Genomic DNA, 26,539 nt, shown 5'->3' with positions numbered 1-26,539 from the left:
GGTGTCAGGCGGGGAGAGCCACCTGCCCGCGGCTCAGATGGGCGGGGCGCGGCAGGCCGAGGTGTTCGCGGAGGGTGGTGCCGGCATAGCCGGTCCGGAACAGGCCGCGGCGCTGAAGCTCCGGCACCACGAGGCTGGCGAAGGCGTCCAGGCCCGCGGGAAAGGTCGGCGGCATGACGTTGAAGCCGTCGGCCGCCTTACCCTCGAACCACTCCTCCATACGGTCGGCGACCTCGGTGGCGCTGCCCACGATCATGTGGTGGCCGCGTGAGACGGCGATGCGCTCGTACAGGCGCCGGATGCTGAGGTTCTCGCGCTTGGCGAGGTCCGCGATCACCTTTATGCGCGCCTTGCCAACGTCGGTATCCGGCAGGTCGGGCAGCGGGCCGTCCACGTCATAGCCGGAGAGGTCGAAGCCGCCGGTGAGGAAAGAGAGGAGCGAAAGGCCGACATCCGGATGCAGCAGCCTCTGCAACTCCGCCATGTGGTCCTCCGCTTCCGTGCGGGTGCGGCCGACGACAGGGAAGAAGCCGGGCATGACCTTCACCAGGTCGGCATCACGGCCGTGGGCAGCCACCCGCGCCTTCACGTCGGCGTAGAAGGCCTGTGCGTCCGGCAGGGCCTGGTTCACCGCGAAGATCACCTCGGCCGTGCGAGCCGCGAGGTCGCGCCCTGCGTCAGAGCCGCCGGCCTGGACCAGGACGGGATGGCCCTGCGGCGGGCGTCCTAGGTTCAGCGGGCCGCGGACCGAGAAATGCTCGCCCTTGTGATGGAGGACGTGCAGCTTCGAAGCATCGAAGTAGATGCCGCTCTCCTTGTCGCGGATGAAGGCGTCGTCCTCGAAGCTGTCCCAAAGGCCCTTGGTCACCTCCACGAACTCGGCAGCACGCTTGTAGCGGTCGGCATGGGCGGGGTGGCTTTCCCGGCCGAAGTTCCATGCCTCGAGCGAGTTGGAGGTGGTGACGATGTTCCAGCCGGCGCGCCCGTTGGAGAGGTAATCCAACGTCCCGAAAGAGCGGGCGATGTGGTAAGGTTCGGAGTAGGTGGTGGACCCGGTAGCCACGAGGCCGATGCGCCGCGTCACCATGGACAGCGCCGAGAGCAGGGCGACCGGCTCGAAGATGTTGGGCCTTGCCATGCGCCGCACGGCCAACCAGTCGTCCTGCTGGATGCAGTTGTTGTCGGCTAGGAAGACCATGTCGAAGCACGCGGCCTCGGCCTTGCGCGCCATGTCTGCCATGAATGATGGATTGAAGGTGGCGTCCGACTGCGCGCCTGGGCAGCGCCAACCGGCGACATGGTGGCCGCTGGCGAAGAGAAAGAGGCCGAGGCTGATCTGGCGCTTGGAAGGCAAGGGGCGCAATCCGATGGAAGGCCGGGCCGGAAAACCGGCGGCGGCGGATATCTGGCTCTCTCGAAGCCGGTCTAATGCCCGCATTACGTTTCCACGGTCACATATAGTGGAGAAGCGGCAATTTGCAAATTTCAGTGCTGTTTGGCCTCCTACGGTAACCGCCCTTCGAACAGGAAGTCTGTACCCGTGCTTGGATTGCATGCTCAGGACAGGGAGGTCACCCCAGAGCAGGATACAGTCGGCCATCCGAACCTATCTGGTGCCCCAGGGGCAGGAGCGGATCCCCGGCATCGAGGCGCTGGCCTCAGGTGGAACTCTGTTCCCGTCTTCTGCGCTTCATCCTTCGATGAGCCGCAGCTCCCATGGGCGCTGTGACCGGCTTTCACAGAGATGGATCAGGACACTGACTATGGACAAGGACCGTACCGACCAGAAGCGCGACGAGGAGACCGGGCACTGGGTTTCAGATCTGAAGCCCGGAGCAACTCACGAGGCCAAGGTCGACAAAGGGGTGGAGGACACCTTTCCCGCCTCCGATCCCGTTCACAAAGGCGGCGCCACAGGCTTTATCTCCCCTGATGGGACGGACACCGCGATTCACGGTCACACAGCCGTCCAGGCCAATCAGGCAGGAGGAGCCGCCCGCGCAGCTCTCCACCAGCATCCACTACCGGCCCTTCTGATCGCTGGAGCGGTCGGCTTCGTGTTCGGGTTGCTGACGACCGAGAGGCGATAAATCGGAGCGGTAGTGCAGTCCGGAACCGGCAAGAGGCTAAGGTAAGCGTTGCGGCCGCAGCGGGACTGCCGCGCTTACTTTAGAACTGGAACGGCAGACCGAATGACGTGCGACGTCCTTGTTCTCGACGATGATGAACTTGTGCTGGACGTGACGCTCCGGGCGCTGGAGGACGCAAGCTATATCGTGCAGATGGCTGAGAATGCAGCCGCCGCGTTGGAGTACCTCGAAGGCGCGGAGCCTTGCCAGGTTGTCCTTACCAACATCGACCTGGGCGAGCAGCTGAACGGGTTCGGGGTTACCAAGCGAACTCGCGAGCTCTGAAATATCCTGCTCGCCTTCCCGGCTGGATCGTTCTTCTGCCGCGCCGTGGCACGGCCAGGCTGGCGTGAGAGCCCTCACGTGCTCGTAGTTGACGTTGCGAGGGCAGGGATGCCGAACTTAGGTCGCCTGGACACTGGGGGTGAGCAGGAAGCGTGACGTCCACCACCATCGCGGTTATCGGCGCGGGCTTTAGCGGAACGTTACTCGCGCTCCACCTGCTTCGTCACTGCCCCAGTTCGACACAAGTCATCCTCACCGAGCGCGGTGGCCAGTTCGGCCGCGGCAGGGCCTATTAAACTGGTGGCGGCGCGCGTCATCAACTGTTCCGGGCCGAGCGCCGACTACGACCGAGGCAGCCATCCGCTCGCGCGTAACCTGCTCGCGCGCGGGATCGCTCGTCCCGATCCCTTTCGCCTAGGATTGGACGTAACGGGGAACTGCGCCCTGCGCGGCCGCGATGGAGGCATCTCACGCCGGGCTTTCGCGGTTGGGCCAATAACCAAGGGAGCGTTCTGGGAGATGACGGCCGTTCCCGACATACGGCGTCAATGCGAGACCTTGGCACGCCACCTCGGCGCTGGCGCGGCTGGCGGTGAAGCGCGGCCTGACGGGGATCGCGGCGGCCGGGCCGAACAACGACTTCTCCACCACCCTCGCCGCCAGCTTCCGCAGCGCACTGGAAACGGCGGGGGGCAAGCTGGCGAACGAGCCGTTCTTCTACAACACCAGCCAGCCGAGCTATCGCGCCGAGGTGGACCGGCTGCTCCGCGGCAACCCACAGGCGGTGTTCATCCCGGGCTACGTCACCGATTTCACCGCGATCTACCGCGGCATTTTCCGTGCTGGCTACCAGGGCAAGGTGCTCACCCTGTCCTTCGCCGTCGGGCCACAGTTCAAGCAGGCGGTCGGACACGCGGCGGAGGGCATCCTGCACGGCCTGCCCGTGCCGCCAGTCGGCAGTGGCGCCTACGACGCCTATCTTTGCTTCGTTGGCGCGATGCCAGACGGAGAGGTGCAGAAGCCCTACGGCTGTGCCGGCTTCGACCAGATCAACGTCCTCCTCCTCGCCATGGCCGCGGCCGGTACGGACGCGGCGGACGCCGTGAAGGCTGCCAATCCACGCGTGGCGAACGGCCCAGGCGAGCGAGTGACGAACCTGGAGGAGGGATTGGCCGCGCTGAAGGCCGGCAAGACCCTGTCCTACGACGGCGCCAGCTCATCCGTGGACTTCAAGCCGGATGGCAGCCTCGCGGCCCGCGACTTCGAGCTCTACGAGATCCGCGGCGGTCGCGACGTGGCGATCGAGCGCGTCAACAGCGCTGCCTGACGAACGGGGCGGGCAGGGCGTTAAGCACCTGCCCGTCCGGTAGCACCCGAGGACTTTCGCATGATCTCCCGCCGCGCCCTGTCTACCCTTCTTGCCCTGCCGACGCTGGCCGGCACGGCCCGGGCCCAGGGCGCCCGCCCGGCGCCCGAGGACCGGCTGACGATCGCTTTCGGCGATCCCGTCTCCTCCATCGATCCGCAGTTGAACAACTTCGGCGGCGACCGCTCCGTCAACCTGCACGCCTTCGACTTCCTGGTGGAGAACCACGACGGCACGCTGCGGCCCGGCCTCGCTCGCTCCTGGAAGCTGCTGAATCCCATCACCTGGGAGTTCGTTCTGCGCGACGACGTGCGCTGGCACGACGGTCGGCCCTTCACGGCGGAGGATGCGATCTTCTCCTTCCGCCGCGCGCCGGACGTGCCCGGTTCCTCCTCCTCCTTCGGCGGCTATCTGCGGGAGATCGCGGGGCTGGAGGCGCCGGACCCGCACCGGCTAATCGTCCGCACCCACGGCCCTGCCCCGCTCACGCCGCTGAACTTCGCCTCCGTCTCCATCGTCGCCCGCCACGCGACTGAGGGGGCGACGAGCACCGACTTCAACTCGGGCAAAGCAGCGGTCGGCACTGGCCCCTATCGCTTCGTCTCCTACACACCGGGGGATCGCATCGTTTTCCGCCGCAACGAGGAATACTGGGGCGGGCGTCCAGATTGGGCCGAGGTGACGATCCGGCTGATCCCCAACGCCGCCGCCCGCACCGCGGCGCTGCTCTCGGGCGACGTGGACGTGATCGAGCGCGTCTCGGTGGCCGACGTGGACAACATCCGCCGGCGACAGGACGTGGCGCTCTTCGCCCATCCCGGGCTGCGCGTGCTGCTGCTGATGCCCAACGCCTCGCCCGAGCCGAACGAGTTCGTGCGCGCGGCCGATGGCTCGGCCCTCACGCGGAACCCGTTGAGCGACGCGCGGGTGCGCCGAGCCCTCTCCCTCTCGCTCGACCGGCGTGCCCTCTCGGACCGGCTGCTGCAGGGCCAGGCGGTGCCGGCGGCGCAGTGGATGCCGGAAGGCTCCTTCGGCTACGAGCCCGCCCTTACCGTGCCGGCGGCGGATCCGGAGGCGGCGCGGCGCCTGCTGGCTGAGGCCGGCTTCCCGGACGGGTTCCGCCTGGCCGTGCACGTCCCGACGGACCGCTACGTCCGCGGCCCCGAAACGGCGCAGGCGGTGGCGCAGGCCTGGACCCGGATCGGGGTGCGGACGACGGTGGAGAACATGCCCTGGGCCACCTTCTCCGGCCGCGCCTCCGCCGGGCAATTCGCCATGTCTGTGCTCACTTGGGGCAACGGGACGGGCGAGGCCTCTTATGCCCTCGTCAACGTCATCGGCTCCTACGATCCCGCCAAGGGGCGGGGTGCCTCCAACTGGGGTCGCTATGCGAGCCCGGAGGCGGACCGGCTGCTGGAAGCGGCGGTCCAGGAGCTGGACGACGCGAAGCGCGAAGCCATACTGCGGGAGTCCGCCCGGCTGGTGATGGGGGAGGCGGGGATCATCCCCGTCTACCACTTCCGCAACCTCTGGGCGGCTCGGCGCGGCCTCACCGTCTCGCCCCTCGTCTCGGACCGCACGGCGGCGCAGATGGTGCGGCGGGAGGCGTGACGGTGCGCCTGACCGTGGAGCCGACGGACGCGCTGCTGGACGTGCCGCGCCGCATCCGGGTGGAGGGCGCCCCGCCCGGAGCCCCTGTGCACGTCTCCATCGCCACCGACTGGCCGGATGGCGGCCGCTGGGCCGGGGGCGCCACCTTCCTGGCCGATTCCGAAGGCGTGGTGGACACCACCCGTGACGCGCCGACGGAGGGCTATGCCGGCGTCTCGCCCATGGGGCTCGTCTGGTCGCAGCAGAAGGTGGCGGCCGCCTCTCCGGCCGATGCCACCGGACCGCTCGCGGCCAACCCCGTGCACGCGCGGCTGACCGCCGAGGCCGGGGAGTGGCGCGCCGAGGCGGCCATGACCGCGCGCTTCGCCGCGTCCGGTGTGACGCGGCGCGAGTTGCGGGAGGACGACCTCGTCGGCACGCTCTTCATGCCGGCGGGGGAGGGGCCGCATCCCGCCGTGGTCGTGCTCTACGGATCAGGGGGCGGCGTCAATGAGCCGAGGGCGGCGCTGCTGGCATCCCACGGCTTTGCCGCGTTGGCACTGGGCTACTTCGGCGCGCCGGGCTTGCCGCGCTACATCTCGAACACACCGTTGGAGATGTTCGCGCGCGGGATCGACTGGCTTCGCGCTGCGGCGTCGCCGCCGGGCGGCTTCCTCGCAGTATCCGGGCAGTCGCGCGGTGGGGAACTGGCGCTGCTGCTCGGTGCGACCTTCCCGGAACGGGTCTCGGCCGTGGTTGCCTATGTGCCGGGAGCGGTGGTGCACGGAGCGATGAGCGCGGCCGATCCGGCGCAGGGCGGGCGGGACGGCCATGCCTGGACGCTGGAAGGCCGGCCGGTCCCGCATGTCTGGGAGAACAACCGGATGGCCAGCTGGAGTCCCTACGACGATGGAGAGCCGCCGCGCCGCCACGCCCACGGTGTGAGGACGGCGCTGGAGGATGCCGAGGCGGTGGCGCGCGCCCGTATCCCCGTGGAGCGCATCCGCGGGCCGGTGCTGACGATCTCCGGCACGGATGACGGCTCCTGGCCGAGCACGCGCTACGCCGAGATGGTGGAGGAGGCGCTGACCGCCGCGAACCATCCCTGGCCGCACGCGCATCTCGCTTTCGAGGGTGCGGGGCACGCCATCAGCCATCCCTATCAGCCCACGACTCACATCACCTGGCCGCATCCGGTCAGCGGCATCGTTGCCACAGGGGGCGGAACGGCCGCTGCCAACGCCTATGCGAGCGAGGCAAGCTGGCACGCGACGCTGGCCTTCCTGAGGGATGCAGCGGCAAACCGGGGGTGACCCCCGCAATATCTCTTCCATGACTGTGAATATCGAAATCTACTGAACTTGTCGCGTGGATTAGGCGGGGGATCGCTGCCGGCAAGCTGATCGCGGCTTGCCCGCCCGCCAGCATCCGGAGGCGCCATCCAGGCCGTCCCTTTCGTCCGTCCTCCTTCCGCGCCGTGGCTTCGGCCTCCTGGCTTCTGGTCTGTTTATGGTTCCTCACAGCAGCCGCGCGCAGGGCGGACCACGCCGCGGCGGCACGTTGACCTTCGTGCTGACGAGCGAGCCCACCGCGCTCGTCGCCGCCACCACCGTTGTCACCCCGGCGCTGAGCGTGTCCGAAAAGGTGACGGAGGGCCTCTTGCAGTACGACTTCAATCTGACGCCGAAGTCCGTGCTCGCGACCGACTGGACCATCGCACCGGGCGGCCTGACCTACACCTTCAAGCTGCGGCCGGGCGTGAAGTGGCACGATGGCCGGGACTTCACCTCGGCGGACGTGGCCTTCTCACTGCTGCTCCTCAAGCGCATGCACCCCCAAGGGCGCAGCACCTTCGCGAACCTGGCTGAGGTGCAGACGCCGGACCCCCCGACTGCCGTGCTGCGGCTGGAGCGGCCCGCGCCCTACCTGATCCGCGCTGGCCGGCAGCGAGACACCTATTCTGCCGCGCCATGTCTATGAGGGCGCGGATCCCCTCTCCAGTCCGAATAACGCCGCGCCGATCGGCACCGGCCCCTTCCTGTTCAAGTTCGACCCTACCGTCGGGGTGCAGCGCATCTACTGGTCAAAGAACTTCATCAAAGGCGTGCCCTTCTCCAATGGCTCCGGCTACAGCAACCCGGAGGTGGACCGCCTGCTGGAGCAGGCGGCGATCGAGAACGATGCCAGCCGCCGCGTCAGGCTGTTCCGCGAGGTCCAGGGGATCGTCGGGCGCGACGTGCCGGTCATCAATCTTGCCTCGCCCGTCTTCCTGACGATCAGCAACAAGCGGGCGCACGGCCACTCCCTCACCGCCAACGGGGTGGAGGCCAGTCTAGCAGACGCGTACGTGGACGCATGATCGCCCTCGCTCGCATGGGCGCGACGCTGCGCCGGACCGCCCTTCAGGCGGTGCCGGCGACCCTCGGAATTGTTATGCTCCGCTTTCTTCTGCCTCAGCTTCTACCAGGCGACGCGGCGGACGTCCTCGCGGGCGAGTCCGGCTCGGCCAGCGCGGAGAGCTTGGCCGCGATCCGTGCCTGACCACGGCAACGTAGAGATGAGCGAAGCTGGCTGATAGCGGATGGCAGCTTTCCGGCGCGATGGTCTGGAAAGCTGCCATGGGGTGCTAGTCCGCGCCCGGCGTCTTTCGCCGGGATCACGCCGCTTGCGCGTCAGCGCGGGTTGATCATTTCAAAGACTGCCACGAAGCGGCCGGTGGCCTCGGCGGTTCGCTGCGCCAGCACGCGCTCGACCAGGATCTCAGCGGCGTTCGGATCGGCTGCAAGAAGGGCCATGCTTTCCTGAATGAAGCTTTCCAGCGGGAGTGCACGTGGGTTGTCGCGCTGGCCGGGCGTGAGGTCTGTAGCCACCAGAGGCGGTGCCAGCTCAATCACCTGCACAGCGGTGTTCCGAAGCTGGTGGCGCAGGGACATGCTGTAGGAGTGGATCGCGGCCTTGGTCGCCGAGTAGGTCGGCGTGTCCGCGCGCGGCACGAAGGCCAGGCCGGAGGAGACGTTCACCACCGCGGCCTTCGGCTGCGCCACAAGGTGCGGCAGCAGAGCGGACGTCAGGCGGATCGGGCCCAGAAGGTTGGTGGTGATCGTGGCCTCGGCAGTGGCGAGGGCGTCCGGGCCGGTGAGCACCTCCTCCACGCGCATGATGCCGGCGTTGTTGATGAGGACGTTCAGGGCGGGGTGTGCGGCCGCGATGTGCGCGGCGAAATCGCGGATCGCGGCGGCGTCGTCGATGTCGAGGGTGGCGAGGTGCATGCCGGGATGTGCCGTCGCGACGGCCTCCAAAGGCGTGCGGCGACGCCCGGCGATGATGACGGTGTTGCCCGCGGCGTGGAGGGCCTCGGCAAGGCCGCGGCCGATGCCCGTGCCGCCGCCGGTGATGAGGATGGTGTTGCCGGTGATGTCCACGACTGACTCCGGTTCGATGAGGTGGAAGTGGCCGCGTTTTGTCCCGGGCCAGACTGTTCGATAAGCTGGATTTCTCTTCCCGGCGCGTGAAGGAAAGCTCAACAATGAAGTCGCGGAACCTGGCCGAGTTGGAGGCCTTCGCGGCCATCGCCCGGGCGCGGAGCTTCCGGAAGGCGGCAGAGGAACGCGGCCTCTCCGTCTCGGCGCTCAGCCTCACCATGCGGAACCTCGAGGAGCGCATGGGCGTGCGGCTGCTTCACCGCACGACCCGCAGCGTTTCCCCGACTGAGGCCGGGCAGCGGCTGCTTGAGCGTCTTCAGCCCGCGCTGGACAACATTGCCGCAGCGGTGGACATGGTCAACGACTTCCGCGACCGTCCCACCGGGACAGTCCGCATCAACGCGCCGATCCCCGCGCTGGAGTTCCGCTTGGCGCCTCTCGCGCGGCCGTTCCTTGCGGCCAATCCGGACGTGTCGCTGGAGCTGATCAGCGACGCCGCGCGGGTGGACATCGTGGAGCACGGGTTCGATGCCGGCGTGCGCTTCGGCGAGGACCTGGCACGCGACATGGTCGCGGTCCCGCTGGGCGGGCCGATGCGCTACCTTGTGCTCGGGGCGCCGGACTACCTGCTTCGGTGCGGGACGCCCGGGCAGCCCGAGGACCTGTTGCGCCATGCCTGCATTCGGCACCGCTTTCCAGGCGGCAGCATCTTCCCCTGGGAGTTCGCGAGGGATGGTCGGGCGGTGACCATCACGCCGGAGGGGCCGCTGACGGTGAACGATCCGCACGTGGCGATGCGCGCCGGGCTGGACGGCGTGGGCCTGGTCCGGCTGCCAGAGGAGTATGCGCGGCCTGTCATCGCGTCCGGCGGGCTCGTGCCGGTGCTGGAGGAGTGGTGCCCGGTCTTGCCGAGTTGGTTCCTGTACTATCCCACCCGGCGCCAGATGTCCTCGGCCTTCAGGACCTTTCTGGGCTTCGTCGCGCGATCCAGGCCAGCCGCCCGCTGAAGGACGACGTCCGCTTCGGCGGAGCTGACAAGAGAGGTCATTCGGCCGAAACGGGCGCAGAGCCGACGGGCGAAGCTTGCCGGATGCGCAACTTCCGCCCTGGAGCGACCGAACCGGATAAGCCGCCGATCTGCCAATCTTTGAGCGCCGAGTTCGACCCGTCACCGAGCCTCGCAAAAGCCCGGATCGAACAAAGTGCTCAAGCCGCCGCAGCCTGGATCTGCTCCTGGAACCGATTGAGGAAGTCCTCCCGCCCAATCTCGCCAAGGTCGACAGCCTTGGCGTTGCCAGCGGCGACGAAAGTGACGTCGGTGATGCCCAGTACACCGAGGATGAGGCGCAGGTACTGGGTCGCGATATCCCGGTCGCGGATTGGCGATCCCTCGGTGTAGACGCCGCCGGAGGCGAGCAGGATCGTCGCCTTCTTGCCGGTGAGGAGACCCTCGCCGTTCACCCCCAGCGTGATCCCCTTGCGCACGATGTGGTCGATCCACGCCTTCAGGGCCGCCGGGACGTTGTAGTTGTAGACGGGGGTCGCGATGACGAGGTGGTCAGCGGATAAGAGCTCCCGGACGAGTTCGTCCGATAGCCGCAGCACTTCCTTCATCTCGGCCGAATGCATCTCGGGCGGCGTGAAGTAGGCCTGGAGCCAGGGCGCGTTCACGAACGGCAAGTCCGTCTCCATCAGGTCGCGGTCGACCACCCTTCCTTCAGGGTGGGCAGCCTGCCAACGATCGACGAAGCGACGGGTGAGATTGCGGGAGATCGAGTGGGTGCCGCGTGGGCTGGTCTCGACGACGAGGAGGGTGGTCATGGAGGAGGTCCTTGTTGGTGAGCGAGAACCTGATCATTCCGCCCCCTCCCCGGGAGTGATAAAGATCCGATGATGTTCATAAGCGAGGGCGATGGGTGATCGGTAACCTCACGCTGGACCAGCTTCGGGTACTGGTGGCGATCGCCGATGAGGGCAGCTTCTCGGCGGCGGGTCGCAAGCTCGCCCGCGCCCAATCAGCGATCAGCCAGACCGTTGCCACGCTGGAGGGCGTTCAAGGCGTATTGCTCTTCGATCGCTCCGGTCATCGGCCCCTGGTCACGGATGCGGGGCGTAGCCTGATCAGCCAGGCACGGGTCGTGCTCGCCGGTGCCGCCAGGTTCGAGGACATGGCGGCAGGCATGCGCGACGGTGTCGAGCCAGAGCTGGCGGTTGCCATCGACCCGCTGGCTCCCACCGCACCCTTCATCGATAGCCTGCGAGCACTTCGCGATAAGTTCCCGAACCTGCCGGTGAGCTTCTCGACGGAGGGGCTGGGCGGTGCCGAGCGGCGTCTACGCAGGGGCGAGGTGGCCCTCGCCCTGTGCATTCTGCTGTCGGGGGTGCCGGACGACCTCCTCGCGGTTCCTCTGCTTGCCGAAACGCTGATCTCCGTCGTGTCGCCCGATCACCCCCTGGGGAGACTCAATCGGCCCGTGACACGGGAAGATCTGTATGAGCACGTCCAGCTGGTGCTGTCCGACCCCTTCGCGCCTGGGGCGCCCAGCTACGGCATCATCGGGGTCAAGACATGGCGCTTTGTGGAGCTCGGCCGACGCCTCGACTTCCTGCTAGCCGGGCTAGGCTGGTGCCGGATGCCCGAGCACCTCGTCAGGCCATTCCTGGAGAACGGGCGGCTCCAGCATCTGATCATTCAGGACGACCCCGTGCCAGATCCCGGGGCGCTCACGATCTACGCGGCGCACAGGCGCGACCGTCCGCTCGGGCGAGCGGGTACGTGGCTGCTCGACGACTTGCAGGCCCGGCTGGGCTGAACGGTCGTCGCGCCGCCGATGGCAGAGCCGGTACGCCTCGGATCGAGCGATACGGCGACGGTGCCGTCAGATCAGCGAGAGTTCCCTCTCCACCCTGGTCGTCCACAGGGCACCGTCCGGGTGATCAAGTCCGCTTTCAGAAAAGCGGCAACATCAGGCAGATGGCTGAAATGGGCGCAAATCTGCCGAAGCGCTTGCGCACCGAGGGCAGGACGCCAGGGGGCGACATGGAGGATCGGTGGTGGGGCTCACGGGAGTGCAGTGTTAGCCTCGGCTGTCTGAACCAACCGCCCGGTGCCTTACCCTGAGCCAGACCACTGAACTCACGCGCGTCAAGGCGCGCATCCGCGCCCTTTCCGAGAAGACCGTCTCGAACGGCTGCACCGAGGCCGAGGCGCTGGCCGCGGCCGAGATGGTCGGCCGCCTGCTGGAGCGCTACGCGCTGAGCATGGCCGAGGTCGACCTCCGGGCCGAGCCCTGCGTGCAGGTGGAGGTGCCGCTGCCCGGCCGTCAGCGCCGGCCCATCGACGGCTGCGTGCCCGCCATCGCTCGCTTCTGTGACTGCAAGGTCTGGCTCGCCCGCGACGAAGACCGGCCCCGCTACGTCTTCTTCGGCTTCGAGCCGGACACCTCCATGGCCGTTTACCTCTTCGCGGTGATCGACCGCGGCATCGCCCAGGAGGTGCTGCGTTTTCGGGCACAGCGCCCCGCGCTGCGAGGGATCCCGCTGCGGCAGGCCTCCACCAGCTTTGCCCACGGTATGGCCAGCCGCCTCGCCGAGCGGCTGGAGGCGATGCACGCCGCCAGGCAGGCCGAGGTGGCGGCGCAGCGCTCGAGCGGCACGGCCCTCATCCTCGTCAAGCACAGCGTGGTGGAGGAGGCCTTCCGCACGGCCGCGGTGCGGCTTGTCGCCCAGCGTGGCGCCAGCATTCGCTTGAACGGCGCCTACCAGCACGGCTATGCCGCGGGCGAGCGGGTCAATCTCCAGCGCCCGGTGGGCGGCACGGCGCAGGACCGGCTGGAGGGATGAGCGAGCGCGATCGGCAGCGCGCGCGGGTCTATGCTTGGGAGGACCGGGTGGTGGCGCCCCACGCGCCGGACCCCATCCCCTTTTCGGTCGCCCAGGCCATGGTGGACGCCATCTGGGCCGAGATGGGCCTGCGCTGGCCACCCAAGGTGGAGCGGCTGCCGGCGCAGGCCAGCGTCCGGCAGGCGGATGCCACGAGGTTGCGCCTGCGGCTGCCCGAGGCGCTGCCGTCCTGGATCCTCCTGCACGAGCTGGCCCATGCCATGACCAGCACGGCCGAGGGCGACACGGACGGTCACGGACCGCGCTTCATGGGCCTCTACCTGCAACTCCTTGAGCGCTACCTGCGCCTACCCTCCGCGACCCTGCTGCCCTCCTTGCAAGAGGCAGGCATCAAGGTGGACCTCTCCGCACGACCGGTGTTCCTCGATGCCGCCTCACCTTGAGCGCCTGAACCCGGCCCAGCGCGCGGCCGCGACCACGCCGGCGCCGCTCCTGGTCCTGGCAGGGGCGAGCTCAGGCAAGACCGAGACGCTGATCCGGCGTGTGGCCGACCTCATCCTGCAGGGTGAGGCGCCCGAGCGCCTGCTCTGCATCACCTTCACCACGAGCGCCGCCGGCGAGATGCGCGACCGGCTCGCCGCCCTGCTCGGGCCGGCACGGACGCCGCGCTGGGTCGGCACCTTCCACGCCGTCATGGCGCGGCTCATGGTCGCGGACGCTGCCAGCATCCCTGGCCTGCCGCGAGGCTTTGCCATCCTCGGTCAGCGAGACGCCCGCGCCTTGCTGATGGGGGCCGCCGGCATGGTTGATATCGCGACGGGAAGCGTCTTCACGACACTATCGCCGCCAGCCGCTGAGGCTTCACGCTCCGCCGGCCTGCTGCCGGGTGCAGAACTGGCCGGCGCACGGATCCGGGCTGATGCGACGTGGTGCCTCGATCTCATGGCTGGGCGAGCCGGTCCAAGAGGTTGATCGGGAGTCCCACCGCGCGCTGATCGCGGCCTGCGGATTGAAGCTGCTGTTGCGGGCGCACGCGGCCATCTACGACCGGTACCTGCGCTACCAGATCGTCGCCGTGGTGTTCCGCGGAGAGGCGGCAGCGGCGGAGCACCGGCGCTTGCTGGACAGCGCCCTGGCACGTGACGGTGCCACCGGCGGCCAAGCACTGGCCGAGCACCTGCGCAACTGCGTCCAGCACGTGGTGGACACAGGCGCCCTGGCGCGGTTCGGCGGCGAGGCCTGGCGCGTTCCGGCAGAGGCTGCTCCGCGAGCGCCCGCTCGGCCCATCCGCGACGCGAAGTCACGTGCTACCGCCCGGTCGCGAACTCGGGCGTGGCCCGGTCGATCTCGACGGCGCCTCTCGGCACCACATCTGGGGGTGGTGGCACCATGATCTCCGCATCGGGATGCCGCAGCGCATCCCCACCCTGGGCCCGATCCCTGTGCGAAGGTCGCGTGAATCCTACCGGACCCCCTGCCGCGTATCAGCGTTAAAGCGGCAGGTCCTTTAGCCGGGCGATGGCCGTCATGACCCCGCGAAGCTCGGCCAGACCGCGCAAACGGCCGATCAACGGATAGCCGGGAAAGGTTGGCTTCCCGAGGTCGTCCGCTAGCTCATGCCCGTGATCCGGGCGGAAAGGGATGCGCCAGTCTGCCCGTCCTTCATCGCGGCGCCGCTTTCCTTCCGTGAGCAGCGCCTCCACTACCGCAACCATGTCCGTGTCACCGCCAAGATGGTCCGCCTCCATGAAGGAACCGTCCGGCTCCTTCGCGACGTTGCGAAGGTGGGCAAAGTGGATGCGCTCCGCAAAGCGCACGGCAATGCGCGGGAGGTCGCTTGCGGGATGCGCGCCAAGCGAGCCCGTGCAGAGCGTGAGCCCGTTGGAGGGGCTGTCGACCATGGCGAGGAGGTCAGCGATGTCCTCTTCCGTCGAGACGATGCGCGGCAGGCCGAAAAGCGGGCGTGGCGGGTCGTCGGGATGCATGCCCATGGTGATGCCGAGTTCTTCAGCCGTGGGGATGATCTCTTCAAGAAAGCGCCGCAGGTTCGCCTTCAGATCCGCTGGCGTCATCTCTCCGTAGGCGGCGAGGATCTGGCGAAGCCCCGCCACGTCGTAGCGCTCATAGGCGCCGGGCAGCCCCGCCATGATCGAGGCGAGCAGCGTCTCTTTCTGCTCCTCGCTGGCCTCCTCTACCCAGGTCTTCGCGCGAGCAAGCAGCGTTTCCGGTACGCCTTCGTCCGCGCCGGGGCGTTCCAGGATGAAGACGTCGAAGCCGACATACTCGTGCGCGTTGAAGCGCAGCGCCGTGCCGCCGCCAGGCAGCGGATGGCGAAGTTCCGTCCGTGTCCAGTCGAGCACCGGCATGAAGTTGTAGCAGATGTTCGTCACCCCGCAGGCCGCGAGGTTGCGCATGGACTGACGGTAGTTCTGAAAGAGCGGCGCGCAGTCGGCGTCGCCGCGCCGGATTTTCTCGTGCACCGGCAGGCTTTCGACCACGCGCCAGTGGAGGCCGAGCGAGGGGTTCTGCGCGAGAATGGCCTTGCGCCGCTCGATTTCCTCGATGCTCCAGACCTCGCCATAGGGAATGTGGTGCAAGGAGGTGACGATTCCGTGTGCGCCTGCCTGCCGGATATGGTCCAGCCGGACTGCATCGTCGGGGCCGAACCAGCGCCAGGTTTCTTCCATCGATGCGATCCTTCAGGAAAGGGCTTCAGCCCCCCGCAGCGACGCGGGCGACGGGCGTGAGCGGGCGGCGATAAGTGTCGGGTGCGGCGCGGAAGCCCGCCTGCGCGTTGATCGGCCGGCCTCATCCACGCCGCGCGGGCATGCGACAACCGCGCGAGCCCTGGCGGGGAATAACCCGGCGGCCAGGCGCTCCCGTGCTGTCGGGAGAAGGCGCTAGGGCAGCTTCTGCGAACGGTCCATGGGGCATTGGCACGTTGTCTGGCCACAAGGCGCATCGGATCGAGTGGCGATCCTGCTCAGCGAACCCGCGCATCGCCTATGCCAATGGCGGCGCGCGCAGGTACCTCACGATGACGCTGATGCCGGGCGGAACGGCCGCCGGGCTGCCGGTCGTCAGTCATGCCCGTGACGGCGAGGCGAAAATCGCCACGCAGCGGCACGTCGGGAGTGAAGTCTGGCGTTCCGTCCTGCAGCCCGGACCGTCAGCTCGCAGTGATGTTGTTCGCGCGTACCACCTCGCCCCAAAGGGCGTGGTCGCGGCGAACCATGGCGGCGAATTCCTCGGTGGTGCCGCTGCCGGGCTCGTCGCCCTGGCTGGTGATCCGCTCGCGCAGCGTCGCGTCCTGAAGGGCGGTGCTCTGTGCGGCGTAAATCTTGCGGATAACGTCGTCCGGCGTGCCACGCGGTGCGAAAAGGCCGATCCAGGCCGTGAAGGTGAAGTCGTTCAGCCCCTGCTCGGCGGAGGTCGCTACATCCGGGAAGGCGGGGGAGCGGTTCGCGCCGGTGACGAGGATGGCGCGCAGCTGCCCCGCCTTGACGAAGGGCGCCACGACGGAGGCGCCGTCGAACATTGCGCTGAAGCGGTTGGCAATGAAGTCCTGGATGGCGGGGCCGCTGCCGCGATAGGGTACGCTCTCCATCGCGGGGCTGCCGATGCGGCTGCGGAACAGCTCCATCGCGCAGTGGGAGAGGCTGCCGGCGGCCGGGGTGCCGTAGTTCACGCCATTGCGCTGAGCCTTCACCCAGGCGGCGAATTCCTCGACGTTCGTGGCAGGCACGGAGGGATGCACGCAGAGCACCATGGAACTCTGCAGCGACAGCCCGATCGGGACCATGTCAAGCGGGTTGATGGTCATGTTCGGGAAGGTGTGAGGATTGATGGCCATCGGGCTCGAATTGCCCGCGAGCAGCGTGTAGCCGTCCGGCCGGGCGCGCATCACCGCCTCCGTACCGAGATTGCCGCCGGCGCCGCCGCGGTTCTCAATCACCACGGTCTGGCCCAGGGCGGTGCCGAGGCCCGGCTGCACCATGCGGGCCGCGAAATCGGTCTGGCCGCCAGGCGGGAAGCCCACCACCAGCGTGATCGGGCGGCTCGGCCATGGCGCCTGCGCGCCAGCGGGCAGGGCGAGGCCGGAGCTGAGCCCGGCGCCCATCCCGGCACCGAGGACCAGACGACGGGACAGCGGGCGCACCGCAGGGCTGTTGCTGCACATTCCTTGGTTTCCTCAATCGCGCCGCAGGTTCTGCGCGCGTGCGCCGGCCATCGCTGGCAGTTCTGACGGGACGGTAATTTAGAGCGGTCCAACGAACAAGGGGCCGTGTTGGTCTGCCGGGTTGGAGACCTGCCAGAGCAGTAACAACCTGCCCCGCATGACGAGCTCGTCCAGTCCCTATCGCGGCTTCCGGTACCTGGACGAGATCATCCAGCCTCTTGATCGCGTCGCCGGCTGACAGGAAGGCGTCGCGCCAGCTGCTCAGGGTCGCCGCGGTCACACCCAGCGCCCGCGAGACCGTCGCCAGACTCTTCCCCCGAAGCAGCCGCAGCACCGCATCGTGCTTGCGCTGGCGTGACATCCAACCACCCCAGGCAGGATCGGCCGCGTCCATTGCCTCTGTCGTCATCATGCATCCCGTCGGTGCACACCGCTCCCTTACGGGATGTCTCGAGCAATGATGGAACGGAGGAGTCGCTTGGAAAAGCTCCGGCAACGTCGCACCCTAAGGCGTGGACCTGGGCAGTAGCGCCAACATCCAATCCACCGATGTCCTTGTGTCCCGTACGGGACGCCGTCTTCGATAAAGCGCTTGGCCAATCGTCCGACGCTGGCGGCCCGCCGCTACTCAAGCTGCTTGCGTGTTCCCGGACCTGTGCGGTCCTAGGATGGTCTCGCCCATGTCCGACGACGCTTCGGCAAGCCCCGCAGCCTGCCGGTTCAGCCGCTCCAAAAGGGCCGGTATCTCTGCCGCAGGAAGGGGCTTGCTGAAGAGGTAGCCCTGAGCCTCGTTGCATCCTTTCCGCTGGAGGGCACTGAACTGCTCGGCGGTTTCCACGCCCTCGGCGGTCGTGATCATGTCGAGCCCGGCGCAGAGATCGGTCATGGCCCTCACGATGGCGTTGCTCTGCCGCGAGAGATCCAGCCCGCGCGTGAAGCTGCGGTCGATCTTCACCTTGTCGAAGGGAAAGCGCTGGAGATAGCTCAGTGACGAGTAGCCAGTGCCGAAATCGTCCATCGCGACGCGGACGCCGAGCGCCTTCAGCCGGTGCAGCGTGGCCAGCGTCGCCTCGGTGTCCTGCAGCATTACCGCCTCGGTGATCTCCAGTTCCAGGCGGCCCGGTTCAAGGCCGGACTCGTTGAGTGCTGCCGCAACGGTATCCACCAAACGCCGACTGGCGAACTGGGCGGGAGAGAGGTTCACGGCCACCTTCGGTCCGCCGACCCAGGTCACCGCCTCCGCGCAGGCGCGGTTCAGCACCCACTCGCCCAGCGGCACGATCAGACCGATCTCCTCCGTCAGCGGGATGAAGGCGTCGGGCAGCACGAGCCCGCGCCCGGGGTGCCGCCAGCGGATCAGCGCCTCCAAGCCGAGGACCCGCCGGCTGACCACCTCCATGATTGGCTGGTAGTGCAGCTCGAACTCCCCGGCGACCAGGGCTCGCCGCAGGTCGAGCTCCACCGTCCGCCGCAACTGCATGCGGGCGTCCATCTCGGGCTCGAAGAAGCGCCAGCGCCCACGTCCCGCAGCCTTGGCGCCGTAAAGCGCCATGTCCGCAGCCTTGAGCAAGGCGTCGCGTTCCATCGCGTCCACCGGCGCCACCGCGATGCCGATGCTGGTCCCAACCACGACCTGGTGACCGTCGAGGCTGAAAGGCATGTCGATCACCTCGACCAGCCGGCGGGCGAGGGCGGTCGCGTCCCGCGGCTGGTCCACGCTCGGCTGGATAATGGCGAATTCGTCCCCTCCAAGCCGGGCCAGCGTGTCGGTATCGCGCAGCTCCGCCCTCAGCCTTGCCGTCACCTCGCGGAGAAGAAGGTCGCCCGCGGGATGGCCCAGCGTGTCGTTCACCTCCTTGAAGCGGTCGAGGTCGATGCAGAGCACTGCGAACCCCTCGCCACGCCGCGCCCGGGCGAGAGCTCCGTCCAGCCTCTCCCCGAACAGCACGCGGTTCGGAAGGTCCGTGAGAGGGTCGTGGCGCGCCAGATGCGCGATCCGCGCCTCCGTTTGGCGCTGCTCCGTGACGTCGATGACCACTCCCACCGAGCTGAGCGGCCGCCCCTCGCTGTCGTACTCGTAGCGGCCCCGTGCGTCGATGTGCCGCAACTCGCCCGTGTCCGGCAGGCGGATGCGGTACTGGAGGGCCACGCCGGGTAGCTGCCGCGCCTGGGCGTCCGCCACCTTCGCGATCAGGTCCGCGCGGTCCTCCTGCGCAACCGTCGCGAGCCAGGTTGCCTCGGTCACGGGCTCGTCCCCCGGTGGCAAGCCGAGCAAGGCGCGGGTCTCCGGGCCGCAGATCAAGGCGCGCGTGCTGAAGTCCCGCGTGAAGCAGCCGATGCGTCCGACCTCCATGCTCAGGCGCAGGAAGCTCTCGCTCGCGCGGAGCCGTTCCTCCGCCTCCTTGCGCTCCGTCACGTCGATCGCGACGCCGACCGAGCTCACCGGGCGTCCATCCGGCCCGAACTTGTAACTTGCCCGCATCTCGATGTGGCGCAGGCTGCCGTCGGTGGCGCGAAGCATCCGGTAGTCCGCGGCAATCTCCGGGGCGCCGCTGTCGATGGCGTCCGCGATCGCCGCGGTCAGCCTCTCCCGGTCCTCGGGAACGACCGTGGCCATCCAGACCTCAGTGGAGATAGGATCGTGCCCGACGGGCAGGCCGAACATCTCCCGCGTCTCATGGCTGCAGCGAAGCGCGCCCGTGGCGATGTCGCGGCTGAAGCTGCCGATGCGCCCGGCGCGCTGGCCGATCCGCAGCAAGGCCTCGCTCTCGCGCAGGCGCTCGGAAGCCTGCCTGGCCTCGGTCACGTCCTGCGTCACGCCGATGCAGCGCAGCGCCTGACCATCCTGATCGCGCGCCGAGACGCCGGCGCTCAGCCGTGCCCAGGTAATCTCGCCGTCGGGCCGGACATACCGGATCTCCCCATCCCAGCCGCTACTAGTCAGATGCGCCGGCCGGACCAGGTCCCTGAACCTCTCCCGATCCTCGGGATGCAGGATGTCGCCCGGCCCCAGCCCGCCGGTCAGCTCTGCCTCGCTACGGCCAACAAGGTCGCAGAACCGCTGGTTCACGCGTAAGTAGCGTCCGGTGGTGACGTCCAACTCGGTGATGCCCGCCGCTCCTGTGTGGAACACGGCACTGAAGGCTGCGTCGCGCTCGGCGATGGCAATCCGGGACTCGGCCGCCCCGCGCTCGGCCTCCAGCCTCCGAACCGCGGCCCGCTGACCCGCGAGCCGTCCGAAGAGGAGCACGCCGAGAATGATCAGCACTTCCACCAGGCCCACGGTGGCCACCAGCCGGCGCGCCTCGCTCCGCCAGGCGGCGAGCACCTCCTTCGCGGACCGGGTGGCCACGACCACGAGCGGATACTCGTCGAGCGCCTTGAGCCCGAAGACACGCTCGATCCCATCCAGCGTGCTGATACTGCGGAAGGAACCGAAGCTCGTCGCCGGAAGGACCCGCGTGAAGGTCTCGCTGGTGGCGAGCGACCCGCCGATGCGATCCTCCAGCCAGGGATGCCGCGCGAGCAGAACGGCGTCGCGGTGGGCAAGGGTGATGGAACTGCCCGCCCCGAGCGCGAGCTTGGCGAAGAAGCCCTCCAAGCGCCGCAGATCAATGGCGGCTCCGATCACGCCGAGGAACCTTCCATCCTCGGTGAGAAGGCGATGCGCCACGAAGACGGACCAGCGCCCATCGTTGTAGCTCCGCGCCGGGGAGCTCAGCACGGTATCAGGCCCCACGCCCGATCGAAGGGCCTCGAAGTAGTCGCGGCCCAGCACGTTGATGTCCGGCGCGGGGAAGGCGGCTGAGTTGGCGACGAGCTGGCCCTGGTGGTCGATGAGGAAGAAGCGCTCGATCCGCGGTGCTGCCGAAACGCTGCGGCGCAGCATGTCATAGGTTTCAGGCGTAGCGAGCCGGTCGTGGAACTCGCCCGGCGTGCTCACGCCCTGGGCATGCACCCATTCGGCGATGCCAAGCTCGAGCTGCTCGATCGAGCGAAACCCGTCCTCGAACCAGTTTCCCAGCACAAGGGCGAGGTTCTGCACCTCGCGCTCGGCGTCGCGCAGCGCCGCCTCGCGCCCGGACTTCAGATAGGCCACGGTCGCAAGCGCAATGGAGACCCCGAGCACCGCGCCAAGCAGGGCGCGCAGCACCCGCGGGCGCCGCTCCTCACGCAGGTCCTTGCCACCGAAAGGTCGCTTCAGAGGGGCGGGATGGCCGGCGCTGGACAAGAGGGTCGGCATACGGGGCTCCCGTCCCCGTCACCTGCCCGTCTGGACCGGGGGAGGCGCCAGCCAGCGGCGGCAGTCCCACTCGACCACCAAGCTCCTGATATTCCAGGCGAGGTGAACACAAGGTTAGCACGCGGCTTCCGCCGGCCGCGCGCCCTCAGCCCCGAGTGGATGGGGTGGCGAGGGCGGCCGGCAACGGCCCTCCTTCCGCCCGCCCGGCAAGAAAGGCGAAGTTCACCACGAACTGCTCCGGCGAGAGAAGATTGCGCCGCAGGCGCGACACGTCTTCAGCCGGGAACTCTGGCGCCGTCCCGCCGACCGCCTCGGCGAGCAGCTGGATCCGCGCCGCCTCCTCCAGCATCACGCAGAGAACCTTGCTCCTTTCAGGGCTCGGTTGAGGCGCCACGGCCTTGCCCAGCTCGGTCCCGGCGTCCTCCAAGGTCGCCGAGTTCATCACCAAGGCCCGGCGAGGTGAAGGTCACCCTGGCCGGACAGGCGCGCTGCCCGCCGGCGCTCCCCCATGATGCCACCGGGCGCGGTGGCACGCCTGATGCTGGAGAGCCGCAGCGCCGCGCGGACCGCTCCGCATCAACCACCCCGCCGCACAGGGAATGACGATGAACGACGCCAAGACCGAGCTCGGGCGCAAGATCCTCCGGATCAAGAAGGGCAGGGGCCTCAAATGGACCGATGTCGCCGCCCGCATCGGCATGAGCCCTGTCTGGACCTGTGCCCTCTGCATGGGCCAGATGAGCGCCGAGCCCCACCACGCCGAGCGCATCGCCGAGCTCTTCGGCCTCGACGAGGAGGAAACGGCGACCCTCTGCGAGATCCCCTATCGCGGCGCCCAGCCGATGCCGCCGACCGACCCGCTCATCTACCGCTTCTACGAGCTGATCCTTGTCTACGGCACCACCTGGAAGGAGATGATCCACGAGGAGTTCGGCGACGGCATCATGTCGGCCATCGACTACGACATGAAGCTCGAACGCCAGCCCGACCAGAAGGGAGACCGCGTGCGGATCACCATGTCCGGCAAGTTCCTTCCCTACAAGCGCTACTGAGGAGAGCGCCGGGAGGGAGTGCCTCCTCCCGGCCGTGCTGCCTGTCAGTGCAGCGGCGGAACCCTGTCCGGATCGATCTTGATATCGATCAGTACGGGCCCCTGGAGCCCGGGAAGCCGCGCGATCACCCCTTCGAGTTCCGCTTCGGACCGCACGGTGAAGCCCATGCCGCCCAGCGCCTGCGCCACCCCCGCGAACTCCGGCCAGCGGAAGGTCATGATTCCCGGATCGATCCCCTGGTCCGCGAGCTGGACGTATTCGGCGCCGTAGCTCCCGTCATTGCAGAGGACCACGATGATGTTGGAGCGGTCCCGTACCGCCGAGTTGAACTCGGACAGCCCGCCCAGCATGAAGCCTCCGTCGCCCGCCACGAGGATTACCGGCCTATCCCGCTTCGCCGCCGCGGCCCCAATCGCATAGGGCATGCCCATGCCGACCGCGCCGAAATGCGTTGTCTTCACGAAGGCGGCGGGGCCGGGAACATGCATGTGCTTCCAGGCCTCGGCCATGAACCGCCCCCCATCGGTGACGAGGATCCGGTCCGCCGGAAGCGCGGCGTCCAGCCGCTTCAGCGCCGTCGTGATATGGACTGTGCCCTCCGCCCCGCCGGGCTGCGCTGGTTGGGGCCGCTCCTCCGCCACGCGCGCCCCGCTCCTGAACCCCGAAGGCGAAACTTCCGCCTCGTCGAGCCAGTGCAGGATCGCGTCCGCCGTCAGTGCGGCATCCCCCACTACGGCCACGCCCGGCGAGAGGTGCCGGTCGATCGCGGCCGGCGAGAGATCCACCTGCACCACCCGCTTGCCCGAGAGCAGCTTGCCGTGGCCGGTGGTGAAGCGATTCAGCGAGGCGCCGAAGGCGACCACGCAATCGCTCTCGATGATGACCTCCACGGCGGCATCCGTGCTCAGGCTGCCGAAGATGCCGATGTCAAAGCGCTCGCCGGCGAAAAGATCCTTCGCCCGCAGCGTCGTCGCCAGGAAGGCGTCCATGCGCGCCGCGAGCCGCAGGAGCGCCGCCTTCGCCTCGGCGCCGATCGCCCCGTGCCCGGCCAGGACGATCGGCCGCTTGGCGGCGGCGATGATGCCCACCGCGTCGTCCAGGTCCGGGCTGGCGGGCACGACCGCCCGGTCCACCGGGATCCGGTGCACCTTGCGGCCATAAGCCACCTCCTGCCCGAGCAGGTCCTTCGGGATGTTCAGCACGATGGGCCGTCGCTCGACGATACTGCGGCGAAAGGCGCGCGCCACGTCGCCGAGGGCCGAAGCCGGCGAGAGCACCCCCACAAACCCCGCACCGCTGCACGCGGCGACCTCGCGGTGGTCGATCTCCTGCGGATGCGTCACGTCCCCAGACGGCGAATCGCCGCAGACGAGGACCATCGGCGTGGAGCCGCGCACACCTTCCGTGAGTGCCGTAAAGGCATTGGTGAGCCCCGGCCCGCGCGTGACGGTCGCGACCCCTACCTCCCCGCTCACGGCCGAGAAGCCGAGCGCCATGAGAACCGCCCCCGCTTCGTGCCCGGCGGCGACATAGGTGCCGGAATGCTCGCGGCAGAAGCTGTCGATGACCGGGAGATTCGTATCCCCCGCAACCCCGAAGAGGGTACGGACCCCATGATCCATCAGGGCCAGGGCCACGGCGGATGCGACCTTCATCTCTTCTCCCTCTTGCCACCACCTGTCCGTGTGAGCGCCCAGCCGGTGGACCGCCGCGGCACGAGGCGATAAGCACGGCCCAGGCAGGGGGCGGTCCCGGGCCTTTCCCAACCGAAGGCTGACCAGGCACAGGAATCCCACGGCCGATGCCCCGCAAGTCCGAGACGCAGTTCTCGCTCGAAACCGCGCTGACCTATCGGCTCCACCGCGTCCACAAGCTGACCGACCGCGAGAGCGAGGCGGCCTATCTCGCGGAGGTCGGCCTGCCGCTCGGCGAGGGCCGCTGCCTCGCGGCGATCGGCAGCTTCGCGCCCCTTTCCGTGCAGGACCTCGCCCGGCGCGCGAACCTCAACAAGGCCCAGGCGAGCCGCGCGGCCCAGTCGCTCGTCGAGCAGTCGCTCGTGCTCAAGCGCATCTCCACGGAGGATGCCCGGAGCGTCGTGCTCACCCTGACCCCTCACGGCGAGAGGCGCTGGGCGAGGGCGATGGCCATGATCGAGCGCCAGAACGGCATCATCTTCGGCGGTCTCAGCGCGGAGGAGCGGGCGTCGCTCGGCCGCCTGCTCGACCGGGTGATCGACGACGCGCTCGCACGGTCGGGCATGGCGGAGACCTCCTGAACGCGGCTGCTCACTCGGCCACGATGCCGGCCTTCGCCGCCACGTCGCCCCAGGTCCGCAGGTCGGCGGCAATGCGCGCGGACATCGCCGCCGCCGGCTCCAGCCTCGGCGCGAAGCCCACCGCAGCGAGCCGCGCCCTGTACGACTGATCCTCGAGCGCCATTCTCAGCGCGCCGTCGAGCCTTCCCACCACCTCGGCCGGCATGCCGGCCGGCCCCATCAGCCCGTGCCAGATAGTCACCTCGAAGCCCGGCAGGAATTCCGCAACAGCCGGAACATTCGGCGCCGTGTCCGACCGCGCGGGTTCCATCGTGGCCAGCGGCAGCAGTTGCCCGTTGGCCACGAACTCGATCACCGTGGAAGGCGTCGCGACGAGCACGGGAACGCGCCCCGCGAGCACGTCCGTGATCGCCTGCCCGGTGCCGCGATAGGGCACGTGCAGCAGCTCCATCCCGCTGCGCGCCTTCAGCAGCTCCATCGCAAAGTGGTGCGGCGTGCCGTTCCCAGGCGTCGCATAGGTCAGCGGATTGCCCCGCTCCCGTCCGCGCCGCAGCAACGCCTCCAGGCTTCCGATGCCGGAATCGCGCCCGGCCAGCAGTAGGATCGGCGTCGTGGCCAGCAGCGCCACCGGCTCCAGGTCCTTCTGCACGTCGAAGGGCAGGCGTCGGTAGAGATAGGGGTTCATCACGACAGTATTGGCGACGTGCAGCAGCGTGTAGCCGTCCGCCGGCGACTTGGCGACAAGATCGGTGCCGATATTCCCGCCCGCGCCGGAGCGGTTGTCGATCACCACCGGCTGCCCGAGCTGAGGCGCCAGATATTCGCCGATCAGCCGCGCCACGATGTCGTTGCCGCCACCGGGCGGGAAGGGCACCACGATCCGAACCGGCCTCGTGGGATAAGCACCCTGCGCGCGGGCGCCCTGCCGCAGGAGCGCGCCCCCGAGCAGCCCGAGCGCCGCCCGCCGGCCGAGCTGGGCAGCGTTAACCATGATGCACCTCCGCGGCAGGGGAGAGCAGGGCGGCCAGCCGCGGGAAAAGCCGCAGCGCATTTCCCCCGTCGATGGCATCGAGCGTCTCCGCGGGCAGTCCGAGTTCCGCGAGAGCCTCCACCGTCCCGGCCATCTGCCCTGCCGGGCCGAAAGGATAGTCGGTCCCAAACAGGATCTGGCTGTCGGGAACGAGCGCGCGCAGCGCCGCGAAATGCACGGCATCGGCCGAGAGCGCGCAATCGAAAAAGAGCGGCGCCATTGCCTGCGCGAAGCCCTCGGGAATGCGCTCGCGCAGCGCCGGGTTGTTGCGCGTCAGCCATTCCACCCGCCCGGCCAGATAGGGCATGGCCCCGCCGGCATGGGAGAGGATCCAGCGGATCGACGGGTAGTCGCGCGTGACGCCGGAGAAGATCAGCGATGCGATGGCGCGCGTCGTGTCGAATGGAAATTCGAGCGTGGAGGCGGAGAGCCCACCCGCGCTGACGAGCTGCGCCGGCGATGTCGGGTGCACGAAGACCACGGCCGCGCGCCGGTCCAGCTCCTCGTAGAGCGGCCGGAAAACCCCCTCGCCGAGGTAGCGCCCCTCGTAGTTCGACAGGAGGCACACGCCGTCCGCCCCCAACTCGTCGAAGCCGCGCACCGCCTCGGCGATGGCGGTGTCGATGGCCTGCATCGGCAGGCAGGTGAACATGCCGAAGCGGGAGGGCCGGTCGCGCACCATGCGCGCCGCGTAGTCATTGCACCAGCGGGCAAGCGCGGCCGCGCCGCGCGCGCTCAGCGTCGCGACGCCCGGCGCCGTGACCGAGGTGATGGCGGTCGAGATGCCCGCCTCGTCCATCAACCCGATCGCGCCCTCCAGGCTCCAGGCCGGCACGCGGCCGGAGGAACCCTGGGAACCAATCGGGCCCGGCCCCACGGTCTCCACATAGTGCGCGGGCAGGATATGGTGATGAACGTCGATGCGTGGACCAGTCACGGCGTTTCCCCGATGCTTGTTGCGGCACTCTCGATGATCGGCAGCACATCGTCCGCCGAACCCTGCCGGGCGATGAGCGCAAGGCTGACCATCGCGAGCAGCAAGGACGCCTTCCCTTCGCCGACGCGCCCCATAGCTTCGCAGAGCGCGGTGTAGGAGCGGTCCAGATCCTCGGCTTCCACGTCGG

General features: G+C 68.6%; 27 protein-coding genes and 2 pseudogenes. 17 read left to right on the top strand and 12 right to left on the bottom strand.

Annotated elements, in window-relative coordinates:
* Nucleotides 1–4 precede the first annotated feature (4 nt).
* Nucleotides 5–1,354, bottom strand: coding sequence for an LLM class flavin-dependent oxidoreductase (locus tag BO39_RS13840; protein ID WP_043834182.1), 1,350 nt, complete (start codon nt 1,352–1,354; stop codon nt 5–7).
* Nucleotides 1,355–1,763: 409 nt separating this feature from the next.
* On the opposite strand from BO39_RS13840, the gene BO39_RS13835 reads away from it, so the two are divergent.
* The 9 genes and pseudogenes from BO39_RS13835 (at nt 1,764) to BO39_RS13800 (ending at nt 7,911) form a co-directional block, all read left to right on the top strand.
* The gene (locus BO39_RS13835; protein ID WP_043834180.1) at nt 1,764–2,090 is read left to right on the top strand and encodes a hypothetical protein; all 327 of its coding nucleotides are present in this window, start codon (nt 1,764–1,766) and stop codon (nt 2,088–2,090) included.
* 102 nt (nt 2,091–2,192) lie between these two features.
* Entirely contained in the window at nt 2,193–2,414 is a 222-nt protein-coding gene (locus BO39_RS13830) for a response regulator (protein WP_043834177.1), read from the top strand.
* Nucleotides 2,415–2,566: 152 nt separating this feature from the next.
* Entirely contained in the window at nt 2,567–2,710 is a 144-nt protein-coding gene (locus BO39_RS35220; RefSeq protein WP_084698100.1) for an FAD/NAD(P)-binding protein, read from the top strand.
* A gap of 260 nt (nt 2,711–2,970) precedes the next feature.
* Nucleotides 2,971–3,741: pseudogene (locus tag BO39_RS13825) on the top strand (ABC transporter substrate-binding protein); the annotation flags it as partial.
* Nucleotides 3,742–3,801: 60 nt separating this feature from the next.
* Nucleotides 3,802–5,391 (top strand): ABC transporter substrate-binding protein, encoded by a 1,590-nt coding sequence (locus tag BO39_RS13820; protein ID WP_084698098.1) that lies wholly within the window; start codon nt 3,802–3,804, stop codon nt 5,389–5,391.
* Nucleotides 5,392–5,393: 2 nt separating this feature from the next.
* The gene (locus BO39_RS13815) at nt 5,394–6,683 is read left to right on the top strand and encodes an acyl-CoA thioester hydrolase/BAAT C-terminal domain-containing protein (protein WP_211257450.1); all 1,290 of its coding nucleotides are present in this window, start codon (nt 5,394–5,396) and stop codon (nt 6,681–6,683) included.
* Nucleotides 6,684–6,939: 256 nt separating this feature from the next.
* A complete protein-coding gene (locus tag BO39_RS33970) occupies nt 6,940–7,350 on the top strand; it encodes an ABC transporter substrate-binding protein (protein WP_245615156.1) in 411 nt (136 codons plus the stop codon).
* Between the two features lie 124 nt (nt 7,351–7,474).
* Complete coding sequence (locus tag BO39_RS33965) at nt 7,475–7,729, top strand: hypothetical protein (protein WP_043834171.1); 255 nt, start codon at nt 7,475–7,477, stop codon at nt 7,727–7,729.
* Nucleotides 7,726–7,911, top strand: a complete 186-nt coding sequence (locus BO39_RS13800; RefSeq protein WP_043834169.1) for a hypothetical protein — start codon at nt 7,726–7,728, stop codon at nt 7,909–7,911. The genes BO39_RS33965 and BO39_RS13800 overlap by 4 nt, the downstream gene beginning before the upstream one ends.
* A 131-nt stretch (nt 7,912–8,042) precedes the next feature.
* Here BO39_RS13800 and BO39_RS13795 read toward each other — a convergent pair whose 3' ends face one another.
* On the bottom strand, nt 8,043–8,792 hold the full coding sequence (locus BO39_RS13795; protein WP_043834166.1) for an SDR family oxidoreductase: 750 nt from the start codon (nt 8,790–8,792) through the stop codon (nt 8,043–8,045).
* Between the two features lie 104 nt (nt 8,793–8,896).
* Here BO39_RS13795 and BO39_RS13790 point away from each other — a divergent pair, with 104 nt between their 5' ends.
* Nucleotides 8,897–9,799 carry a LysR family transcriptional regulator gene (locus BO39_RS13790; protein WP_043834163.1) on the top strand — a complete coding sequence of 301 codons (903 nt, stop codon included), beginning with the start codon at nt 8,897–8,899 and terminating at the stop codon, nt 9,797–9,799.
* 199 nt (nt 9,800–9,998) lie between these two features.
* Here BO39_RS13790 and BO39_RS13785 read toward each other — a convergent pair whose 3' ends face one another.
* Nucleotides 9,999–10,613, bottom strand: coding sequence for an FMN-dependent NADH-azoreductase (locus tag BO39_RS13785; RefSeq protein WP_043834161.1), 615 nt, complete (start codon nt 10,611–10,613; stop codon nt 9,999–10,001).
* A gap of 95 nt (nt 10,614–10,708) precedes the next feature.
* Here BO39_RS13785 and BO39_RS13780 point away from each other — a divergent pair, with 95 nt between their 5' ends.
* The 5 genes from BO39_RS13780 (at nt 10,709) to BO39_RS31070 (ending at nt 14,028) form a co-directional block, all read left to right on the top strand.
* Nucleotides 10,709–11,605, top strand: coding sequence for a LysR family transcriptional regulator (locus BO39_RS13780; RefSeq protein WP_043834158.1), 897 nt, complete (start codon nt 10,709–10,711; stop codon nt 11,603–11,605).
* 274 nt (nt 11,606–11,879) lie between these two features.
* Nucleotides 11,880–12,635, top strand: a complete 756-nt coding sequence (locus tag BO39_RS13775; protein ID WP_342666324.1) for a DUF7168 domain-containing protein — start codon at nt 11,880–11,882, stop codon at nt 12,633–12,635.
* Nucleotides 12,632–13,078, top strand: coding sequence for a SprT family zinc-dependent metalloprotease (locus tag BO39_RS13770; RefSeq protein ID WP_043834154.1), 447 nt, complete (start codon nt 12,632–12,634; stop codon nt 13,076–13,078). The genes BO39_RS13775 and BO39_RS13770 overlap by 4 nt, the downstream gene beginning before the upstream one ends.
* Complete coding sequence (locus BO39_RS13765) at nt 13,062–13,607, top strand: UvrD-helicase domain-containing protein (RefSeq protein WP_043834153.1); 546 nt, start codon at nt 13,062–13,064, stop codon at nt 13,605–13,607. The genes BO39_RS13770 and BO39_RS13765 overlap by 17 nt, the downstream gene beginning before the upstream one ends.
* The gene (locus BO39_RS31070; RefSeq protein ID WP_084698096.1) at nt 13,555–14,028 is read left to right on the top strand and encodes an FCD domain-containing protein; all 474 of its coding nucleotides are present in this window, start codon (nt 13,555–13,557) and stop codon (nt 14,026–14,028) included. Before BO39_RS13765 ends, BO39_RS31070 begins: the two co-directional genes overlap by 53 nt.
* Nucleotides 14,029–14,125: 97 nt before the next feature.
* On the opposite strand, the gene uxuA is transcribed toward BO39_RS31070, so the two are convergent.
* The 5 genes and pseudogenes from uxuA to BO39_RS13745 form a co-directional block, all read right to left on the bottom strand.
* A complete protein-coding gene (uxuA, locus tag BO39_RS13760; protein WP_043834151.1) occupies nt 14,126–15,322 on the bottom strand; it encodes a mannonate dehydratase in 1,197 nt (398 codons plus the stop codon).
* Nucleotides 15,323–15,804: 482 nt separating this feature from the next.
* A complete protein-coding gene (locus tag BO39_RS13755; RefSeq protein ID WP_043834148.1) occupies nt 15,805–16,815 on the bottom strand; it encodes a Bug family tripartite tricarboxylate transporter substrate binding protein in 1,011 nt (336 codons plus the stop codon).
* Nucleotides 16,816–17,038: 223 nt separating this feature from the next.
* Nucleotides 17,039–17,227 (bottom strand): annotated as a pseudogene (locus tag BO39_RS31065) (helix-turn-helix domain-containing protein); the annotation flags it as partial.
* Between the two features lie 216 nt (nt 17,228–17,443).
* The gene (locus tag BO39_RS29940; protein WP_052402067.1) at nt 17,444–21,058 is read right to left on the bottom strand and encodes a bifunctional diguanylate cyclase/phosphodiesterase; all 3,615 of its coding nucleotides are present in this window, start codon (nt 21,056–21,058) and stop codon (nt 17,444–17,446) included.
* 145 nt (nt 21,059–21,203) lie between these two features.
* Nucleotides 21,204–21,500 carry a class II aldolase/adducin head domain-containing protein gene (locus BO39_RS13745; RefSeq protein WP_156963680.1) on the bottom strand — a complete coding sequence of 99 codons (297 nt, stop codon included), beginning with the start codon at nt 21,498–21,500 and terminating at the stop codon, nt 21,204–21,206.
* A 163-nt stretch (nt 21,501–21,663) separates the two neighbouring features.
* Here BO39_RS13745 and cynS point away from each other — a divergent pair, with 163 nt between their 5' ends.
* On the top strand, nt 21,664–22,110 hold the full coding sequence (gene cynS, locus BO39_RS13740; RefSeq protein WP_043834143.1) for a cyanase: 447 nt from the start codon (nt 21,664–21,666) through the stop codon (nt 22,108–22,110).
* Between the two features lie 44 nt (nt 22,111–22,154).
* Here cynS and BO39_RS13735 read toward each other — a convergent pair whose 3' ends face one another.
* On the bottom strand, nt 22,155–23,765 hold the full coding sequence (locus tag BO39_RS13735; protein WP_043834140.1) for a thiamine pyrophosphate-binding protein: 1,611 nt from the start codon (nt 23,763–23,765) through the stop codon (nt 22,155–22,157).
* A 146-nt stretch (nt 23,766–23,911) separates the two neighbouring features.
* Between BO39_RS13735 and BO39_RS13730 the strand changes: the two genes are divergently transcribed.
* Complete coding sequence (locus tag BO39_RS13730; RefSeq protein ID WP_043834138.1) at nt 23,912–24,385, top strand: MarR family winged helix-turn-helix transcriptional regulator; 474 nt, start codon at nt 23,912–23,914, stop codon at nt 24,383–24,385.
* Nucleotides 24,386–24,395: 10 nt separating this feature from the next.
* On the opposite strand, the gene BO39_RS13725 is transcribed toward BO39_RS13730, so the two are convergent.
* The 3 genes from BO39_RS13725 to BO39_RS33620 are packed head-to-tail and all read right to left on the bottom strand — an operon-like array spanning nt 24,396 to nt 26,534.
* Nucleotides 24,396–25,376, bottom strand: coding sequence for a Bug family tripartite tricarboxylate transporter substrate binding protein (locus BO39_RS13725; RefSeq protein WP_043834137.1), 981 nt, complete (start codon nt 25,374–25,376; stop codon nt 24,396–24,398).
* Nucleotides 25,369–26,352, bottom strand: coding sequence for an amidohydrolase family protein (locus BO39_RS13720; RefSeq protein ID WP_043834135.1), 984 nt, complete (start codon nt 26,350–26,352; stop codon nt 25,369–25,371). The genes BO39_RS13725 and BO39_RS13720 overlap by 8 nt, the downstream gene beginning before the upstream one ends.
* A complete protein-coding gene (locus BO39_RS33620; protein WP_043834133.1) occupies nt 26,349–26,534 on the bottom strand; it encodes a hypothetical protein in 186 nt (61 codons plus the stop codon). Before BO39_RS33620 ends, BO39_RS13720 begins: the two co-directional genes overlap by 4 nt.
* Nucleotides 26,535–26,539 lie beyond the last annotated feature (5 nt).

The organism is Roseomonas aerilata DSM 19363, assembly GCF_000711725.1.
Taxonomy (GTDB): domain Bacteria; phylum Pseudomonadota; class Alphaproteobacteria; order Acetobacterales; family Acetobacteraceae; genus Roseomonas; species Roseomonas aerilata.
The sequence above is the reverse complement of the archived record's forward strand: the minus strand, read 5'-3'. Positions and strand labels throughout refer to the sequence as shown.